Annotated in this window: 14 protein-coding genes; 7 read left to right on the top strand and 7 right to left on the bottom strand. The window is 71.4% G+C overall.

Features of this window, described 5'->3' with window-relative positions; translation table 11 throughout:
* Window positions 1-32: 32 nt before the first annotated feature.
* Both AB5J56_RS08725 and AB5J56_RS08730 read left to right on the top strand, forming a co-directional pair.
* Entirely contained in the window at window positions 33-1880 is a 1848-nt protein-coding gene (locus AB5J56_RS08725; RefSeq protein ID WP_369231691.1) for a LamG-like jellyroll fold domain-containing protein, read from the top strand.
* A 31-nt stretch (window positions 1881-1911) separates the two neighbouring features.
* Window positions 1912-3579, top strand: a complete 1668-nt coding sequence (locus tag AB5J56_RS08730; RefSeq protein WP_369231693.1) for a histidinol-phosphatase — start codon at window positions 1912-1914, stop codon at window positions 3577-3579.
* Between the two features lie 89 nt (window positions 3580-3668).
* Here the strand turns inward: AB5J56_RS08730 and AB5J56_RS08735 are convergent, their stop codons facing one another.
* From AB5J56_RS08735 to AB5J56_RS08755, 5 genes are all read right to left on the bottom strand, one after another.
* On the bottom strand, window positions 3669-4640 hold the full coding sequence (locus AB5J56_RS08735; RefSeq protein WP_369231695.1) for a hypothetical protein: 972 nt from the start codon (window positions 4638-4640) through the stop codon (window positions 3669-3671).
* Window positions 4641-5093: 453 nt separating this feature from the next.
* On the bottom strand, window positions 5094-5549 hold the full coding sequence (locus AB5J56_RS08740) for a MaoC family dehydratase (RefSeq protein WP_369231697.1): 456 nt from the start codon (window positions 5547-5549) through the stop codon (window positions 5094-5096).
* A 14-nt stretch (window positions 5550-5563) separates the two neighbouring features.
* Complete coding sequence (gene menE, locus AB5J56_RS08745) at window positions 5564-7072, bottom strand: o-succinylbenzoate--CoA ligase (protein ID WP_369231699.1); 1509 nt, start codon at window positions 7070-7072, stop codon at window positions 5564-5566.
* Window positions 7073-7099: 27 nt separating this feature from the next.
* Complete coding sequence (locus tag AB5J56_RS08750) at window positions 7100-7975, bottom strand: amidohydrolase family protein (RefSeq protein ID WP_369231701.1); 876 nt, start codon at window positions 7973-7975, stop codon at window positions 7100-7102.
* Entirely contained in the window at window positions 7975-8892 is a 918-nt protein-coding gene (locus tag AB5J56_RS08755) for an SDR family NAD(P)-dependent oxidoreductase (RefSeq protein ID WP_369231703.1), read from the bottom strand. Before AB5J56_RS08755 ends, AB5J56_RS08750 begins: the two co-directional genes overlap by 1 nt.
* A 248-nt stretch (window positions 8893-9140) precedes the next feature.
* On the opposite strand from AB5J56_RS08755, the gene AB5J56_RS08760 reads away from it, so the two are divergent.
* The 5 genes from AB5J56_RS08760 (at window position 9141) to AB5J56_RS08780 (ending at window position 14545) form a co-directional block, all read left to right on the top strand.
* Window positions 9141-9569 (top strand): MarR family winged helix-turn-helix transcriptional regulator, encoded by a 429-nt coding sequence (locus tag AB5J56_RS08760; protein ID WP_369242447.1) that lies wholly within the window; start codon window positions 9141-9143, stop codon window positions 9567-9569.
* Window positions 9566-10321 (top strand): IclR family transcriptional regulator, encoded by a 756-nt coding sequence (locus AB5J56_RS08765; protein WP_369231705.1) that lies wholly within the window; start codon window positions 9566-9568, stop codon window positions 10319-10321. Before AB5J56_RS08760 ends, AB5J56_RS08765 begins: the two co-directional genes overlap by 4 nt.
* 111 nt (window positions 10322-10432) lie before the next feature.
* Window positions 10433-11626 (top strand): sensor histidine kinase, encoded by a 1194-nt coding sequence (locus AB5J56_RS08770; protein WP_369231707.1) that lies wholly within the window; start codon window positions 10433-10435, stop codon window positions 11624-11626.
* Window positions 11623-12291 (top strand): response regulator, encoded by a 669-nt coding sequence (locus tag AB5J56_RS08775; RefSeq protein WP_369231709.1) that lies wholly within the window; start codon window positions 11623-11625, stop codon window positions 12289-12291. Before AB5J56_RS08770 ends, AB5J56_RS08775 begins: the two co-directional genes overlap by 4 nt.
* A gap of 154 nt (window positions 12292-12445) precedes the next feature.
* Window positions 12446-14545: an MMPL family transporter gene (locus tag AB5J56_RS08780; protein ID WP_369231711.1), complete on the top strand. Its 2100-nt coding sequence runs from the start codon at window positions 12446-12448 to the stop codon at window positions 14543-14545.
* Here the strand turns inward: AB5J56_RS08780 and AB5J56_RS08785 are convergent.
* Window positions 14521-15597: a hypothetical protein gene (locus AB5J56_RS08785; RefSeq protein WP_369231713.1), complete on the bottom strand. Its 1077-nt coding sequence runs from the start codon at window positions 15595-15597 to the stop codon at window positions 14521-14523. The two genes, AB5J56_RS08780 and AB5J56_RS08785, sit on opposite strands and share 25 nt — an antisense overlap.
* Before the next feature lie 112 nt (window positions 15598-15709).
* Window positions 15710-18400 carry an FAD/NAD(P)-binding protein gene (locus AB5J56_RS08790; protein ID WP_369231715.1) on the bottom strand — a complete coding sequence of 897 codons (2691 nt, stop codon included), beginning with the start codon at window positions 18398-18400 and terminating at the stop codon, window positions 15710-15712.
* Between the last annotated feature and the right edge of the window lie 32 nt (window positions 18401-18432).

An 18432-nucleotide genomic window follows, 5' to 3' on the forward strand; every position in this document is an offset into this window, starting at 1 on the left:
TTTCCCCTTACGTCACCTCTCACGGAGCACACGTGTGTACTTCGCATGACCAGAACCAGGGCGAGGCCGAGCAGGCCGGTGCCGCAAGACGCAGTTTCCTCAGGGCCACGGCGCTGCTCGGCGCCGCCGCCACGGCCGGGGTCGCACTGCCCACCGTGGCCGAGGCGGCTCCCGCGAGCGCGAGCAGCAGGCGGCCCGACCCGGAAAGCCGTCGCTTCACGGTCGCCGTGATGCCCGACACCCAGTACCTCTTCGACGGTCCGAGCATCGACAAGACCCCCGTCGAGGCATCCCTGCGCTATCTCCTCGAGCACGGGAAGGACGAGAACATCGTCTTCCTGTCCCACCTCGGCGATCTCACGCAGAACGGCGCGAAGGAGGAGTTCGCGGCGATCGGAGACGCCTTCCGGCCGCTGGACCGGCGGGGCGTCGGCTACAGCGTCCTCGCCGGCAACCACGACGTACGGTCCTCCACCGACGACGGGCGCGGCGCGACGCCGTACCTGGACACCTTCGGGCCGAAGCGGTTCAAGGGCGCGGCCACGTTCGGGGGCGCCTCCTCGGACGGCTACAACACCTTCCACCTCTTCGAGGCGGGCGGGCGGCAGTGGATGGTGCTCGCGCTGGACTGGCGGCTGTCGGCGGCGGGTTACGCGTGGGCGAAGGACGTCCTCGCGCAGCATCCGACGACACCGGTGATCCTCACGACGCACGAGCTGGTCGTCGAGGACGACACCCTGTCGGCCTACGGCCAGCAGCTGTGGGACCGCCTCGTGGCGGACCACGACCAGATCTTCCTCACCCTCAACGGCCACTACTGGCCCGCCGCCCGCGCAACACGCAGGAACACGGCCGGACATGACGTCCACCTCCATCTGACGAACTATCAGAACCGGTATTTCGGCGGCGCGGCGATGATCCGGCTCTACCGCTTCGACCTGGACCGGAACGTCATCGACGTCGAGACGATCTCGCCTTGGATCCTGGGCCGGGCTGCGAAGGGGCTCAACGAGCTGGAGCGGCAGGAGATCGAACTCAGCGGTGACGCCGACCGGTTCTCGGTGCCGATCGACTTCGAGGAGCGCTTTTCCGGCTTCGCCCCGGCGCCCGCGCGCCCGTCGCGGCCCGCGGCGAAGATGCTCGTCCCCGGCACCGTCGCCTACTGGCGCTTCGACGGTCACGCCGACGGCGCCGCCGTGACCGGCACGGTCCGCGACCTCTCCGGGCGCGGGAACGACCTCACACTGCTCACCGTCGGCGGCGGCTCGCTGAACTGGTCGTCCGACCACCACCCCGACCAGCCCGGCCACGGCAGCCTGGAGTTCCAGGGCTTCAAGTCCCCGCTGAAGGGCGCGTACCTGCGCACCGTCGACGGCGCGCCGCTCAACTCCGCAACGTTCGGGAACGGTTACACCATCGAGGCGTTCTACCGACTGCCCGCCGACTGGGACCCGGACCACCACGCCTGGTCCGGCATCGTGAGCCGCACCGGCACGGGCGGCGCGGCGGGCAAGACCGGTGACGACCCCGACGAACCGCTCGCCACACTCTCGCTCTCCAACGACCGCGAGCCGCAGTGGGCCGCACGACCGCTCAACCAGGAGGGCATCGCCACCAACTGGGGCCAGGAAACGCCCCTGGAGACCTGGTGGCACCTCGCGGTCGTCAGCGAAGGCAAGCACACCACGCTCTACGTCGAGGGCTGCCCGACCGTCCGCAACCCGAAGGCGGTCGCGGTCGGCCTCGCCTCGGTCGGGCTGCCGTGGCTCCTCGGCGGCTACGAGTACGCGGGCCGGATCGACCAGATCCTGCACGGACGGCTCGGCGACGTCCGGATCGTCCAACGCGCCCTGCCCGTCACGTCGTTCATGAACCACTGAGACTTCCGAGACCTCCAGGGACGCACCAACCATGACCGAGCAGCAGCTGCCCTCCTGGGCCGACCCGTCCGTCTCCCCCGCCTCCCTCGACGCCCAGGGCACCTCCCGGCGTCATCTCCTGCGCAGCGCAGGCCTGTTCGGCGCGGCCTTCGCCCTCGGTTCCGCGGCGGCCCCCGCCGCCGCGGCCGGGCGGGGATTCGGCGGCGACGACCCGCGCCTCGCCTACCTCGTCGGCGACCACCACGTGCACTCCGTCTACAGCCACGACGCGAAGTACCTGTTCTCCCAGCTCGCCCGGGCCGGTGCCCGCTACGGCCTGGACTGGATGGTCTTCAACGAGCACTCCAACTTCGGGCACGCCCACTACGGCGCGAAGCTGGAGCACCAGGAGATCCTCAAGGCGCGCGCCGAGAACCCGCGCCAGCTGATCTTCCAGGGCCTGGAGTGGTACATCCCGGCCGCCGAGCACGCCACGGTGTTCGCCGCGCCCGGCCCGCACGAGGTGGACCTGCTCACGCAGTTCGAACTCGCCTACGACGGCAAGCTGCTCGGCTACGCGGAAGGGTCCGCGGGCAGCCCCGACACGGCACGCAACGAGGCACACGCCGTCAAGGCCATCCAGTGGCTCGCCGAGCAGCGCCGCACCGGGTACGTCGACGACGTCCTCGTCCTCGCCAACCATCCGCTGCGCCTGGGCATCGACTCGCCGCACGAGATGCGCAACTGGCGTGACGCGGCACCCGAGATCGTGATCGGCATGGAGGGCGCGCCCGGTGCCCAGGGCGCGGCCATCCCCGGCTGGCGCGGTACGACGTCGATCCGCGGCGAGTACGAGAACAAGCCGTCGGCGCAGTCGTGGTCGGGCTATCCGGCGGACGCGTATCTGACGTACGGCGGCTTCGACTGGGCGACGGCGACCGTCGGCGGGCTGTGGGACTCGATGCTGGCCGAGGGCCGGCTGTTCTCGATCACCACCAACTCCGACAACCACCGGACCGTCTTCGACACCTGGAAGAACGGCGACTGGCCTGCCGGGCAGAACTTCGACAACACCGGCAAGCTGCCCGACCCGGTGAACACCGACACCCCGCAGCCGGGCAGCGACTTCTGGCCCGGCGAGTTCAGCCGCACCCATGTCGGTGTGACCCGCTACGGATACCGCGCGGTGATGGCCGGGATGCGCGCGGGCCGCGTCTGGCTCGACCACGGGCATCTGCTGGACGGGCTCGACGTGCGGATCAAGCGCGACTGCGACTTCGGGCCGGGTGTGACCCTCGGCGGCCGGTTGCGCGTCCGCAAGGGCGAGAAGCTCACCCTGTCCGTCACCGTGACGACGGCCTCGCGCCCCAACCCGCAGGGAATCCTGCCGGAGTTGGCCCATGTCGACGTGATCCGCGGCGCGGTGCGCGGGCCCGCCACCGACCGTGACGCGTGGCGCGCACCCGACACCCGGGTCGTGCACACCCAGGACGTGAGCGGCCGCAAGGGGACGTACACCCTGCGCATCCCGCTGACCGCCGGGGACGAGTCCTTCTACGTCCGGCTGCGCGGCAGCGACGGCAACCGGCACGGTGCGGGCTACCTCGGTGCCACGGTCGACCCGCACGGGCCGATCCCGCACGAGCCCGGCAACGGTGACCCGTGGGCCGATACATGGTTCTATGCGAACCCCATATTCGTCGACGTGGCGGGTGGCTGACGAAGCGTCAGGCACCCGCTCGCGTGTCCGGCCGGCCGGACACGGCGACGTTGAAGAGGTTCGCCGTCGCCACGCTCGTCCTGCCTCATTCAGGTCAGCGCGTCGCTCTTGCGCCGCCAACTCACGATCGTCGCCTGGTTCGGTGTCACGTTGTGCCAGACGACTTCCCTGGTCCCGCCCTCGGCAGCCTGGAACACCCGCTCCTGATCGCCCACGGAGCTCTTCGGCGTGAACGCGGAGACCGTCAGATCCTGCAAGGCGGAGCCGGAGAGTTCGAGGTGGACGTCGATCGCGAACGCCCCGTGGGACAGCGGCACGTAATCAGTGGCATGCCGATACATACGGGCACTTCGCCGCGCCGTGAAGTCGTGCCCGCGGGCGATCACCTCTTGGGGACTCTTCTCGGCGATGAGCCGAGCCTGATTGAGGGAGACGCGGCTGTCGTCCTCGCGAAACGGGAGCGCGTAGGAGCGGATGACTTCTTCCCCCTCGTCGACACGCACGCGACTCTGCGGGCAGCTCAGCCCGTAGTAGGTGAAGGCGGACGGGAACCCGTCCACGGACCTGAGAATCCACGGCGGCTTGATGAACCTCAACCCGTCCCTGCCGATGGAACGCCCGTCCTGGATGACCGTGATGTTCAGCCGAAGGACGTCGGGTCCCTCCCAGTCGAAGGCCACATGCCAGTGGGACGACCTCAGATAGGACTTCCCCTCCGAGAACTCCATCACGGCGTCCTGGAGCTGCTGTGGCTGATTCGGATCGAGAAACCCGAACATCTCACCGACCTGCTGCCCCAGACTTTTCCTCTCAGCGGCCTCGTACAGCTTGTACTTGAGGTAGAAATCTCCGCTGACGGCCAGAACGGCAGCCACGAGGAAGGATTCGCCAAGCGCTGCGGCAGCATTGTGAAACTCTCCGCCATCAAGCCAGTAGCGCGACACGGCGTAACTGATCACCGCAGGCACAAGGAGCAGGTATGCAGCGAACTTCGCACACCATCTCCTCAGTCCGTTCCGGCCGGTCGGCTCATCAACCGCAGCCGGCAATGTGTCACCCATGTTTCCCACGCCCCCCACTGACCGCGCCAAGCGTACTTTTCGCGTCACCGAGCGCCGTGGGGGGATCGTAAAGAAGTAACGACCGCGGCACCATACGCACGGCACGGACACATGGAGCACGGAAATCGGCCCATGAGACATGCCCTCACGGATTCACTCTTTCTTGGGAGGGACGTGAGCAGAGCAAGGAGCCAACGACCAGCGCCCCACACACTCCGCCGCCGTCACCACGCAGCAGCTCGCCCCGGACCGTGTCGTCCGGGGCGAACATCCGCGCCACGCAGGGAGTCTTCGGGGCGAGACCGTCGACATGGACGGCCGGTGCATGACGCCCGGAGGTGTTCTCCACCGAGTTCGGCACGGCGATCCAGACCTGGGACACCAGCCAGGATCCCCAGCCTGCGAAAGAGGAGTACGGGGAACTGATCCCCTGAGCAGGCCGGTTGACCGCCGTCAGGCGTAGAAGCGTGACAGGCTCTGCAGGACGGCGGCGGGCTTCCCGCCGCCGTCGATCTCTATCGCGCCGTCGACGGCGATCTGCACGCCGCCCGGCACGTCCTCGACCGAGGCGAGCTTGGCGACCAGCCGGACGCGCGAGCCGACCTTCACCGGCGCGGGGAAACGCACCTTGTTCAGGCCGTAGTTGACCTTGGTGGAGACGCCCTCGACGTCCAGCAGCTCGGTGAAGAGCGGGATGAAGAGGGACAGGGTCAGATAGCCGTGCGCGATGGGCGCGCCGAACGGGCCCGCCGCGGCCTTCTCGGGGTCGACATGGATCCACTGGTGGTCGCCGGTGGCGTCGGCGAAGGTGTCGATGCGCTCTTGGGTGACCTCGATCCACTCGCTGGTGCCGAGGTCGCTGCCCGCGAGCTTCTTCAGTTCGTCGAGGCCGTTGACGGTGATGCCCATGTGCCGTTCCTTAGCTAAGAGTTGGTGATGCCGTACCGGGTGCGGACCCGGGACTTGAGGAGCTTTCCGGAGGCCGTGCGCGGCAACTCGTCCGCGACGACCACCGATTTGGGGATCTTGTACTTGGCGATGCGCCCGGCCAGCGAGGCGAGCACGGCGTCCGGGTCGAGGTCGACGCCCTCGCGGGGGACGACCACCGCGCGCGGCACCTCGCCCCACTTGTCGTCGGGCACGCCGATGACCGCGCATTCGACGATGTCGGGGTGGCCGAGGAGCAGGTCCTCGATCTCGGCGGGATAGATGTTCTCCCCACCCGAGATGATCATGTCTTTGATGCGGTCGACGATGAAGACGTAGCCGTCCTCGTCGATGCGGGCGGCGTCCCCGCTGCGGAACCAGCCGTCGGCGAGGACGGCGGCCGTCTCGTCGGGCAGCCCCCAGTATCCGGGCATGACATGCGGCCCGTGCACGACGACCTCGCCGGTCTCCCCGACGTCGGCCGGTGTGAGGTCGGGGCGCACCACGCGCACGTCGCTGAAGAAGTGCGGCACGCCCGCCGAACCCGCCTTGCTGGTCGCGTGCTCGGCGTCCAGGAACAGCGTGCCGGGCGAGGCCTCCGTCATGCCGTAGCCCTGGAGGAAGGTGAGCCCGCGCTGCTGGTAGGCGGCGATCAGCGGGGTCGGCACGGGCGAGCCGCCGCAGGTGAGGATCCGCAGCGAGGACAGGTCCGCGTCGGCCCAGCGCGGGTGCCTGGCCACCTGGTCGAACATCGTCGGCACCCCGAACATGAAGGTGATCCGGTGCTGTTCGATCAGGTCGAAGGTGGCCGCCGGGTCGAAGGCCTCGACCAGGACGCAGGTACCGCCCTTGAGCAGCACGGGCAGGGTGAGCATGTTCAGCCCGGCCGTGTGGAACAACGGGGCGGAGACCAGGGCACGTTCGTCGGCGATCAGGTCGTGGTCGACGAGGACGTTGATCGCGTTCCAGGTCAGGTTTCCGTGCGTGAGCATCGCGCCCTTGGGCCGCCCGGTCGTCCCCGAGGTGTACATGATGATGCAGGTGTCGTCCGCGGTGACGGGCTGGTCGATCGGCTCGTCGGCGGCCGAGGCCACCAACTCCTCGTATTCGGCACCCACTTCGACGTACGTACGGACATCTGAGCTGCCCGGGAGTCCGGCCACGAGCCCGGCGAACGCGGGTGCGTAGACGAGGGCCCTGGCTCCCGAGTCGGCGAGCTGGTAGGCGATCTCGGGCCCGGCGAGGCGGGTGTTGAGCGGCACGAAGACCGCGCCCAGGGTGCCCGCCGCGAACAGCGTCTCCAGGTACGAGGGGTGGTTGGGGCCCAGATAGGCGATCCGGTCGCCCCGGCGGATGCCGCGGGCCTTCAGGGCGTGGGCGAGGCGGGTGGTGCGTGCGTACAGCTCCGCGTAGGTGACCGCGGTGTCCCCGTGAATCAGGGCGGTGCGTTGGGGGGTCTTCCGGGCCCGGCGTGCGGGCCACGACCCCAGTCCCTCGTTGCGCATCGTTGCGCCCCTCTGCGAGTCGGGGAGTTACGGTTTCGCGAGCCCGAGCAGCCGGGCCGCGTTCTCCTTGAGGATCTTCGGCCTGACCTCGTCCTTGATGGGCAGCTTGGCGAAGTCCGCGAGCCAGCGGTCCGGGGTGAGGACCGGGTAGTCGGAGCCGAACAGCACCTTGTCCTTGAGCAGCGTGTTCGCGTACTGGATCAGCTGCGGCGGGAAGTACTTCGGCGACCAGCCGGACAAGTCGATGTGCACGCCCGGCTTGTGCGTGGCGACGGCGAGCGCCTCGTCCTGCCAGGGGAAGGACGGGTGCGCCAGGATGATCTTGAGGTGCGGGAAGTCGGCGGCGACGTCGTCGACGTGCAGCGGGTTGGAGTACTTCAGGCGGATCCCGCCGCCGCCGGGGACACCGGCGCCGATCCCGGTCTGTCCCGTGTGGAACAGCGCGATGGTGCCGGTCTCCTCGATCACCTCGTAGAGGTCGTACGCCACCGAGCGGTCGTTGGGGAAGAAGCCCTGGATGCTGGGGTGGAACTTGAAGCCCTTCACCCCGTACTCCTCGACCAGACGGCGGGCCTGCTTGACCCCGGCCTTGCCGCGGAAGGGGTCGATGGAGGCGAAGGGGATGAGGACGTCCGGGTTGGCGGCGGCCGCCTCGGCGACCTCCTCGTTGGGGACGGGCTCGGTGCCGGTGGCGGACTCGGCGTCGACCGTGAAGATCACCGCGGCCATCTTCCGCTCGCGGTAGTAGGCGGCCGTCTCCTCCAGGGTGGGCTTGCGCTTGCCCGCGACCTTGAAGTAGGCGCTGGAGGCGTCGTGCAGGTCGTCGTCGAGCGACGCGTGGCCCTTGGAGGAGACCTCCGCATGGGTGTGGACGTCGATCGCGACCAGTTCGTTCGGGTCCATCACGCCTCCGGGAGCTTCGGCGCGGGGATCCCGACGGTCTGCGGCTCGGCGCCGAGCGAGGTGGCCCAGACGTCGGCGAGGGTGTCCGGGGTCCAGCCGCCGTCCGCGTACGCCGCCTTGATCTCCTGCGGATGGGACCAGAGTGCCACCTTGTCGCCGCCGATGCCGATGGCCTGGCCGGTGACCTGGCGGGCGGCCTCCGAGGCGAGGAAGGGCACCAGGGCCGCGCAGTCCTCGGGGGTGCCGAAGCCCTCGCCCTTGCGGAGGAAGTCGGGCAGCGGCTCGCCCGCCCGGTTGGCCTCGATGTAGGGCGCGAAGGCGGGGATGGTCTCGGTCATCGCGGTCGCGGCGACCGGCACGATCGCGTTGACGGTGATGCCCGCCCGGCCGAGCTCCATCGACCAGGTGCGGGCCATGGCGGCGATGCCCGCTTTCGCGGCGGCATAGTTCGTCTGGCCGAAGTTCCCGCGCTGCCCGGCCGGCGAACCGACCAGGATCAGGCTGCCGCCCTCGCCCTGCTCGCGCATCCGTACGGCGGCGGCGCGGGCGCAGGTGAAGGTGCCCTTGAGGTGGGTGGTGATCACCGCGTCGAAGTCGTCGTCGGTCATCTTCCACAGCACCTTGTCGCGCAGGATGCCCGCGTTGGTGACCAGGATGTCGAGCCGTCCGAACTCCTCCACGGCGCGGTTGACCAGGCGGTCGGCGGCCTCGCTGGTGCCGACCGGGACCACCTCGGCCACGGCGGTGCCGCCCGCCGCGGTGATCGCCTTGACGGCCTGCTCGGCGACGGCCTCGTCCACGTCGTTGACGACCACGGAGGCGCCGGCGGCGGCGAGAGCGTGCGCGTAGGCCAGGCCGAGGCCACGGCCGCTGCCGGTGACGACGGCGACCTTGCCGGTGAGATCGATGCTGGGCACGACGGTGTCCCTTCGGGAGACAGATGCAGAAGCAGATGCGGGTACGAGATCGAAGCTAAGGACAATAATTGTTGACGTCAATAGTTGTTGCCGTTCGACTTGTGCGCCATGCTGTTCCCGTACGGACGTCACTCCGTACCGGAGAAGCACGCAGGACCGCCCCGCCCGGGGCCACGACCAGGGAGTCCGCCATCGCCCGCCAGCCGCACGCCGCCACCCCCGCCTCCATCGACGCGCAGGAGCCGTGGATGCGCGGGCTGCACGCGGACACCGGTTATCTCCTGTACCGGCTGGGTCTGCGCTCGGGTCAGTTGTTCAACACGTTTCTGCAGGAGTCGGGGCTGCGCCTGCGCCACTACGCGCTGCTGCGCTTCCTGGCCACCTCCGAAGGCGCGCTCCAGCGGGAGCTGAGCACCCGGCTCGGCTATGACCCGAGCGCGATCGTCGGCCTGGTCGACGACCTGGAGAAGCTCGGTTTCGCCGAGCGGCGCCCCTCGCCGGACGACCGCCGCAGCCGCATCGTCGTCCTGACGCAGGACGGCCGGTCGTTCCTGCGCGACACCGACGAAGCGGGCCTGCGCGTCACCAACGATCTGCTCCAGCCCCTCGACCCCGCCGAGGCCGAGACTCTGCACGGGCTCCTGCAACGGATCGCCGAGACCGAACTCGACTCATGACCACCCTGTCCGCGCCCGACCGGCTGCTCGCCGTGCTCGCCGCCTTCGACCACGGACACCCTGCGCTGTGCCTGTCGGACATCAGCCGCCGGGCCGGACTCACCCTCACCACCACCCACCGGCTGGTCGGCGCGCTCACCGACTGGGGCGCCCTGGAGCGCGACGAGGACGGCGTCTACCACGTGGGCCTGCGCCTGTGGGAGCTCGCCGCGCTCGCCCCGCGCGGGCTCGCCCTGCGGCAGATCGCGCTGCCGTACCTGGAGGACCTGTACGAAGCGACGCACGAGAACGTGCAGTTGGCGGTGCGCGACGGCGCGGAGGTCGTCTACATCGAGTGGATCTCCGGGCGCTCCGCGGTCGGCGTGCACATCCGCGTCGGCGCCCGCTGGCCACTGCACGCGACGGGCGTGGGGCTCGCCCTCCTCGCGCACGGCGAACCGGCCTTCCAGGACGCCTATTGCGACCGGCCGCTCGCCTCCTTCACCCCGCACACGATCACCGACCCGTCCCGCCTGCGCCGCGTGCTCGCCGAAGTCCGGCGCACCGGCGTGGCGGTGAGCAGCCGTCAGGTCACCGACGACGCCCTTTCGGTGGCTGCCCCGGTGCGCGGCCCGGGCGGTACGGTGGCCGCCGCCGTGTCGGTCGTGGTGCCCGAACGCGACGCGCAGGTACCGGCGTTGATCCCTGCGCTGCGGCTCGCGGCGCGCGGCATATCGCGGGCACTGGGCTGGCAACCGGCGAAGGAAACCTGAGCCCCGGGGTGCCGGAGGGCCTGAGAGGGTCCCGGATATCCCTCGCACCGGTGAGGACGTCGCCGTACCCCGGTCGCGATACTGGGACGGCCCTTGCCCGAGGAGCCGCTCATGTCCGCTCAGCCCTGGTTCACGCCCGCCCTCGCACGCCTGCGGACGGCCAATCCGTACGCCGTCGACACCGCGCTCGCCGCCCTGGTGCTGTTCGCGGCCTCCCTCCAGTGGATCTTCCCCGACGAGGGGGACGACCTGCTGACCTGGCAGGGCTTCCTGCTCGCGGTCGGCACGGCGGTGCCGCTGGTGTGGCGACGCCGGGCGCCGTTCCTCAGCGCCTGCGCGGTATCGGCGGCCACGACCGCCATGGCCGTGCATCACGCGCCGCCGCCCGACGTGGCGTACGGCGGACTGGTCGTCCTCTATACGGTCGCTGCGGTCTGCCCACCCTGGCAGCGGCGCGCCATGCTGGTCTGCTGGCTGATCGGCGCCTCGTCGAGCATGTCCGTCATGGAGGACGCCCAGCCCTTCGAGTACGCCTTCCAACTGCTCACGATGGTCAGCGCGTACAGCTTCGGAGTGCTCGCCCGTGTCCAACGCGCCTACACCGCCGCGCTGGAGGACCGGGCCCGCCGGCTGGAGCGGGAGCGGGCCGCCGACACCGCGCGGGCGCTGACCCAGGAGCGCGCCCGCATCGCCCGGGACATGCACGACATCCTGGCCCACGCGGTCAGCCTGATGGTGGTGCAGGCCGAGGCCGGACCGGTCGTCGTGCGCAGCGATCCGGCGCGCGCCGAGGCGGCGTTCGAGGCGATCGCGGGGGCCGGGCGCGACGCGATGACACAGCTGCGGCGGATCCTCGGCGTCCTCAAGGAGGAGCGGCAGGACGGCGGTTCGCCGCGCGTGCCGCAGCCGGGCGTCGCCGCACTCGCCGAACTGGTCCGTCAGGTCTCGGACTCCACCGGCCTGCGCGTCACGCTGGGGACCATCGGGCCGCCGGGCTCTTTGCAGCCGGACGCCGAGGTCGCCGTCTACCGTGTGGTCCAGGAGGCCCTCACCAATACGGTGAAGCATGCGGGCGCCTCCCTGTCGAGGGTCGAACTCGATTGGGGGGCACACGAGTTGAGGATCACGGTGACCGATGACGGGCAGGGCCCGGCGGACACGCCGGGCGGGCACGGACTGATCGGCATCCGGGAGCGGGCCACGGCCTGCGGGGGCAGCGCCGACACCGGCCGCGGACCCGACGGCGGCTTCCGTGTCGTCGTACGGCTGCCCGTCGCGGCCGAACGGCAGGCGGCCCTCGGGTGAGCATCCGGGTGGTCGTCGCCGACGACCAGGAGCTGGTCCGCAGCGGCTTCAGCATGATTCTGGAGGCCCAGGAGGACATCGAGGTGGTCGCCGAGGCGGGGGACGGCGCCGAGGCCGTCGCCGCGGTGCACCGGCACGCGCCCGACGTGGCCCTCCTCGACATCCGGATGCCGGTCATGGACGGCCTGGAGGCGGCTCGTCAGGTGTGCGCTCAGTCGACCTGCCGGGTCGTCATGCTGACCACCTTCGACCTGGACGAGTACGTGTACGAGGCGCTGTACGCGGGAGCAAGTGGCTTTCTCCTCAAGGACGTCCGGCGCGTCGACCTGGTGCACGCCGTGCGGGTGGTCGCGGCGGGCGACTCGCTGCTCGCGCCGACGGTGACGCGCCGGCTGGTCGCGGACGTCGTCCGGCGCCGCCGCGAGGAGGCCGCCGCCCAGGTCACCCCGCAGCGCCTGGACGTCCTCACCGCGCGGGAGGAGGAGATCCTCCGGATGCTGGCCCGCGGGCTGACCAACTCGGAAATCGCGACCACGCTCTTCGTCAGCGAACACACCGTCAAGACCCATGTCAGCAACGTGCTCGGCAAGCTCGGCCTGCGCGACCGGGTCCAGGCGGTGATCTGCGCGTACGAGACGGGCCTGGTGCTGCCGGGCGCGCCCTGACCCCGAGCGCTTGCCGACTCCCTCCGAGGAGTGAGCCGGGCGCCCGCATCCCTCGCGCGAGGGAGCCCCGGAAACCGCTCCCCCCGGCGATCCGCTCGCCATCCCTGCGGCACGAGCCTGAAGGCGACACCCACGACCATCGCCGGGAGGGACCGTGCTCGCCACGATCACCCGGGCGGCCACCCGTCGCCCGCTCACCGTCATCAGCCTCTGGACGCTCTTCATCCTGCTCGGCTTCGGCCTCGGCACGGGCGTCTTCGGCCGCCTCTCCGACGAGGTGCCGAACATCCCCGGCACCGAGTCGGACCATGCCGCGCAGTACCTCGACGGCGTCGACCGGACCGGCGAGTCGATCACCGGCGTCGTCGAGGGCACCGCGGTCTCCGACCCGGCGCTGCACACCCAGGTCGCCCGCGCCGTCGCCGACGTACGCGCCATCACCGGAGTGGCGGCCGTGCCCGACCCGTTCACCACCCGCGGACTCACCGCCGAGGACGGCCAGGCCCTGCTCATCCCCGTCACCCTCGCAGGCGGCCTGTCCGACGACGAGGAGGAGCGGGCGGTGGATGCGGCCGCCGCGCGCATCAAGCAGATCGAGGCGCCCGAAGTCCACGTCAGCGGAGGCCCGTTGCTGGGCAAGCAGATCGGCGAGCGGGCCCAGGAGGACGTGAAGAAGGCCGAGTTCATCTCCCTGCCGGTCGTGCTCGTGCTGCTGCTCGTCGTCTTCGGCGGACTGCGCTCCGCGGGGCTGCCGCTGGTGATCGCTATCAGCGGCATCGCGGGCGCGTTCCTGGCGCTGTTCGGCTTCAGCCATGTCACGGACATCTCCGTGTACGCGATCCAGGTGACCACGATGCTGGGGCTCGGCCTCGCGATCGACTACGCGCTGCTGATCCTGGTCCGCTTCCGCGAGGAACGCCGCAACACCGACGACGTGGTGGAGGCCGTGCGGCGCACCATCGACCGAGCCGGACGCATCGTCCTGTTCTCCGGGCTCACGGTCGCGGTCAGCCTGACCGGCCTGCTGGTGTTCCCCAGCACGTTCCTGCGCAGCATGGGCCTCGCGGTGGCCTCCGTCGTCGTCATCGACATGCTCGCCGCCCTCACCCTGCTGCCCGCGCTGCTAGCCCGGTTCGGCGCGAAGATCGCCCCGTCGCGGCCCAGGGCCGACCGCGAGGAGGGCCGCGTGTTCGCCCGCCTCGCCCACTTCTCGGCACGCCGCCCGCTCGCGGTCGTGGCCGTGGTCGTCCCCGTCCTGCTCGTCCTCGCGCTGCCGGCCACCGGCATGAAGATCATCCTCGGGGACGCGAAGCAGTTGGGTACCAGCACCGAGGCACGGCGGTTGTACGACACCGTGAACGCCCACTTCCCGCCCGGCACCGGGGTCTCGCCGGTGACCGTCGTCCTCAAGCCCGGCACCTCGGCGGACATGGCCGCCCGTATCCGCGCCCTGCCCCAGACCACCGGCACGAGCCCGCTGACGGACGGCGGCACGGTGGTCGATCTCCAGCCGACCGGCAGCGTCGACGGCAAGGCGGCGACCGATCTCGTCAAGCACGTACGAGACCTGCGCGGCGGCGAACCCGTGCAGGTCACGGGCCCAGCCGCCCGACTGGTCGACTTCCGCACGATGCTCGCCGACCGCGTGCCCTGGTCGGCCGTCACGGTCCTGATCGGCATCCTCGTCCTGCTGTTCGCGTTCACCGGCTCGCTGCTCATCCCGCTGCGCACCCTCCTGACCACCCTGCTCAGCCTGGGCGCCGCACTCGGCGCGGTGGTGTGGGTCTTCCAGGACGGGCACCTCGCCGGAGTGCTGGGCACCGAAGGACAGGGCGCGCTCAGCCTGACCTCACCGCCGCTGATCATCGCGATCGCCTTCGGGCTCGCCATGGACTACGAGCTGTTCATCCTCGGCCGGATGCGCGAGACCTGGCTGCGCACCGGCGACGACCGCGAGGCCGTGGTGACCGGCCTGCGCCGCTCCGGCCGCGTGGTGACCTGCGCCGCCCTGCTGCTCGCCGTCGTCTTCGGCGCGTTCATGACCGGCGGCTTCTCCGCCATCCTCCAGATCGGCCTGGGCCTGACCCTGGCGGTGCTGATCGACGCCACCGTCGTACGGATGCTGCTCGTCCCGGCGACGATGACCCTGCTCGGGCGGCGGGCGTGGTGGGCACCGGGTCCGCTGCGGCGGCTGCACGACCGGTTCGGGGTGCGCGAAGAGGCGCCGGTTCAGCCCGAACCGGCCCGCCACTGAGCCTTGCCGAGGCAGTCCGTCCCCACCGCCCGGCGGGTGACGGACCGCGTCGTGAGGCGGGCACGGAACTCGTAGCAGCCCTCGTTCCACGCAGTCTGCTGGAGGGCGTTGACCTTGGCGAGAACGACGACCTCGGAGGACGGCCTCCGCACGCCGACCGGAACCGCCACCGGGTCATCGTGTGCGGGCCCGCCCATCGAGTCCGTCCTCGGCAGCGCGAGCGCGTCCGCCAACTCCCCGTCGGTCAGCCTTCCGTCGGCGAGGGCGTGGTCGATGCGGTGCTCGATCTTCCCGGCGCTCTCGTCGAGTTCGGCGCGCTGCGCGGCCTTCTGCCGCGCCTCCTCGGCGCGCCGGATGCGGTAACAGCCGTCCTGCGTCAGCTTCTTGGCGGTGACGGTGCGGGGCTTGTCCTGCACACGGAACTCGTAGCAGACCCGGCCTCGAAGGCTCGGACCCTTCAACAACCAAGCCAGGGTGACCAGTTGGCCGCTCTTCGTCTCGCGGTCCTGGATGTCGATGCCGTACGTCTGCCAGACCTCGGCGTCCTGCACACCCGTCAGCCCGTCCCGGGAGAGCGCCGCACGCAGTTCCGCGACGACGTCCTGGGCGACCTCCGCCGGACTCCGGAACACCGGCGCATACGGCCGGTCCCGGCAGACCTTCTCGGAGATCTCGTGGGCGGAGACGGAAGGCGGCACGATGTCGAAGCGGTAGCAGCCGGTGGCCTCGCCGCTGCCGCCGAGCCCGGGGCCCATACCCATGAACTCCGCCGTCACCGTCACCCGGGACCCCTGCCGCCGGATGTCCACGGCGCCCTTGCCCGTCGTCCGCACGGCCCGCTGGATCTCGGTGCCGAGCAGGGTCCCGTCGGCGGACGCCCGCACCAACCGGTTCTTCGACGCGGCCACGCCCTGCATCATGTTGTCGCGCGCCTGATCCTGCCACCGGCCGGGAGCCGTGCCGAGCCACACCACCGCACCGATCACCAGCACAAGTGCCGCCATCAGTACGCCCAGACACCCCTTGACCGCACATCCCCCGCGCGTCGCCATGACCGCAGATTGCCCCACCCCCGCCCCGGCGGCGGGGCCCGTGTCCCACACGTGATCGAACAGGGCCCCGTACGAGACGCGACCCCGTGCAGGACGCGCCGAGACGGACCGGTCAGCCGGGCAGCGCCGCCAGCAACCGCCGGTCGCGCGGGGCCGCCCCGCGGTCGAGCCGTGCGCCCAGCAGCCGCCGGGCCGCGTCACAACGACCGGCCGCGACAAGGGCGTACAGCAGCGTCTCCTCGACAACCTCGCGCTGCGCCGCGCTGCCGCCGACCTTGCGCAGGACCGGCAGAAGTGCGTCGAGTCCGCGCGCGGCCTCCTGGAACCGCTCCTCGACGAGCGCGGCGAACGCCTCGCACAGCGGCACGACCACCTCGCGCTGCACCGGATCGGCACCCGCGGCATGGTCGCGCAGCCGGGCGAGCGCCGCCAGGTCCCCGGCGGCGGCGAGGGCGACCGCCGCGTGCAGCGCCGTGAAGGCGGTCGCGGGCCGCTCCACCACCTCACGGGCCACCGTCTCCAGGACGTCCGCCGCGGGCACCTCCCCCCGCCAGCTGTCGCTCAGCCGGGCCCGCCACAGCAGCGACCCCGAGTCGACCAGGGCCCGCACCCCGCTCACCCGCCCCGGCGCGAGCTGCGCGAACCACCTCCTGCGTACGGCGGCGGGGTCGTCCAGAGCCAGTTCGTGCAGGGCGATGTGCCAGGAGAAGTGCGCCCGGTGGACCGCGCCCCGGCCCTGCCCCGACACCCAGGCGTCCAGCCAGTCACGGCCCTTGCGGTGCGCGCCCGACTCGTAGTGGACGTGCGCGAGCGCGTGCACGGCGTGGCCGGAGGCGGGCTCGGCGGCGAGCGCGCGGTGGGCCAGCTCGCCCGCCTCGTGGAAGCGGCCCTGCCCCTGGCGGAGGAAGGCGAGCAGCGAGGTGTGGAACCAGTGCCCGTCGTACGCCGGCGAGGTGCGCTCGACCAGGTGCAGCGCATAGGAGTCGTCGAGGTCGTTGATGCCGGAGAACGCGATGGTGGGCACGGCGGTGGCGAGGGCGAGCGCGTCGGCGGGGTACGCGTCGAGGTGGCGCAGCAGGGCCCGGTCGCCGCCCTCGTCGTGGACGCGGCGCGTGACGACGTCCACGAAGGAGCGCTCGCGCTCGTCGGCCCTCTCGCGCGCGCAGCGCCCGGCGTCGGCCAGCGCCCGGGGTACGTCGACGGCGGCACCGCACTCGTGGCCGAGCAGCGCGAGCGCGGCGTGCCCGAGGGCGAAGCCGGGGTCGAGGGCGACGGCCCGCCGGAAGGCGTCCTCGGCTCCGGCCCTGACCTTGAGGACCCGGTCCAGCCCGGCGCGGTGCGCGGCGGCCGCCTCGGCATGCGTGGACAGCCCGAGCCCGTGCGCGTCCACTGGACGGCGGTGCGGTCGTCGCCCGGCGCCGGCGGTCCGGGCGAGCGGGGCGAGCAACTCCTGTGCCAGCGCGGCCGCTTGGACCCGGATCTCCGGAATCGCCGTCGTCTCCCAGAGCTCGCCGCGACGCGGGGCGCCCAGCGTGTACAGCGGAAGCCGCGCACGACCCTCGGCGTCGAGGAGGCGGCCCTCGCGGGTGGCGACGCCCATGCCCAGCGGGCCGGCCACGGCCCAGCCGGAGTCGAGCAGCGAGCGCCACACGGGGTCGTCGAGACGCGTCCCGGGTCCGGTGCAGTCGATGACCCAACCCGCCCGAATTTCCCGGCCGTTGGAGAGCGTGACCGTGAGCCTGCCGTCCGCTGCCGCGCGGGCGTCCGTGATCCCGCCGGTGTGCACCCGCAGGCGGCGGGCGGTGCGGGCACGGGCCACCGACTCGGCGGTCGCGGGCGCCATCCGATGCCGATGGGTGTTCCACAGCGCGCCCTCGCGCTCCAGGAACGCGGCCCGTTCCTCGGGGGTGAGGCTGCGCCACAGGTGCGCGGTGTGCGGGCGCAGGCTGTCGAGGGCGGGGCGCCAGTCCCCGTGGGTGCGCACGGCCCTGCTGATGTGCCGGTAGACGGTCCTGCGCAGCCCGGAGAGCGAGATCCCCGAGGGTTCGGAGAGTCCTTCGGGCGCGGACATCGGTCCGGCGGGGCTCAGCGCGTGCGGCTGCGGCACCAGACCGCTGCGGGACACGGCGTGAACGGTGCGCCCGGCCCGGTCGAGAGTGAGCGCGAGGTCGATCGCGGTGAGTCCGGTACCGACCAGCAGTACGTCGGCGGTGTCACCGAGCGGCCCGTCCAGCGCGCCCGTCGCCCACGGGTCGGCGATCAGCTGCGGGGACGTGCGCAGCGCGGGCGGGGCCCAGGTGCTGCGCACGGCGGCGGGTCCGGTGGCGAGGACGACGCTGTCGGCGGTGAGGTGGCCCCCGTCGGCCAGTTGGAGTTCCACTCGGCCGTCGGAGGCGCCCGCGCAGCTCTCGGCGCGGGTGCGCAGCCTGCGTAGGGCGACGGTGCCGTGGGCGCGGACGATGGCCTGGCCGAGAGTGTCGGCCAGGTAGGCGCCGAACCGGTGGCGGGTGGCGAAGTCGGCCGCGGTGACGGTGGGTTCGCCGTGCCGGCACAGCCAGCGGGTGAAGTGTCCGGGGTCGTCGGGGTAGCAACTCATGCCGCCCGCAGGGACGTTGAGCCGATGCCGTGGGTCGCGCGTGGCATAGGCGGTGCCGCGGCCCGCTTCCGGCGCCGGGTCCACGAGGATCAGGTCGAGGGGAGTCCGGCGGCGGGTCGCCGTCTCGCACAGCTGGACGGCGGTCAGGGTGCCTGCCGCGCCCGCTCCGACGACGGCGACGGTGTGCCGCTTGCGGACTTCGGTCACGAATACCTCCGGCGGTGATGTGCTGCGAAGAC

The organism is Streptomyces sp. R21 (genome assembly GCF_041051975.1).
In the GTDB taxonomy this organism is placed as follows: domain Bacteria; phylum Actinomycetota; class Actinomycetes; order Streptomycetales; family Streptomycetaceae; genus Streptomyces.

Bases quoted from the DNA above. Each gene is read 5' to 3' on its own strand.
- menE (WP_369231699.1), bottom strand. From the start codon at position 7,072: ATGCGCAACGAGGGACTGGGGTCGTGGCCCGCACGCCGGGCCCGGAAG.
- AB5J56_RS08730 (WP_369231693.1), top strand. From the start codon at position 1,912: ATGACCGAGCAGCAGCTGCCCTCCTGGGCCGACCCGTCCGTCTCCCCC.
- AB5J56_RS08770 (WP_369231707.1), top strand. From the start codon at position 10,433: ATGTCCGCTCAGCCCTGGTTCACGCCCGCCCTCGCACGCCTGCGGACG.
- AB5J56_RS08765 (WP_369231705.1), top strand. From the start codon at position 9,566: ATGACCACCCTGTCCGCGCCCGACCGGCTGCTCGCCGTGCTCGCCGCC.
- AB5J56_RS08740 (WP_369231697.1), bottom strand. From the start codon at position 5,549: ATGGGCATCACCGTCAACGGCCTCGACGAACTGAAGAAGCTCGCGGGC.
- AB5J56_RS08785 (WP_369231713.1), bottom strand. From the start codon at position 15,597: ATGGCGACGCGCGGGGGATGTGCGGTCAAGGGGTGTCTGGGCGTACTG.
- AB5J56_RS08735 (WP_369231695.1), bottom strand. From the start codon at position 4,640: ATGGGTGACACATTGCCGGCTGCGGTTGATGAGCCGACCGGCCGGAAC.
- AB5J56_RS08760 (WP_369242447.1), top strand. From the start codon at position 9,141: ATGCGCGGGCTGCACGCGGACACCGGTTATCTCCTGTACCGGCTGGGT.
- AB5J56_RS08750 (WP_369231701.1), bottom strand. From the start codon at position 7,975: ATGGACCCGAACGAACTGGTCGCGATCGACGTCCACACCCATGCGGAG.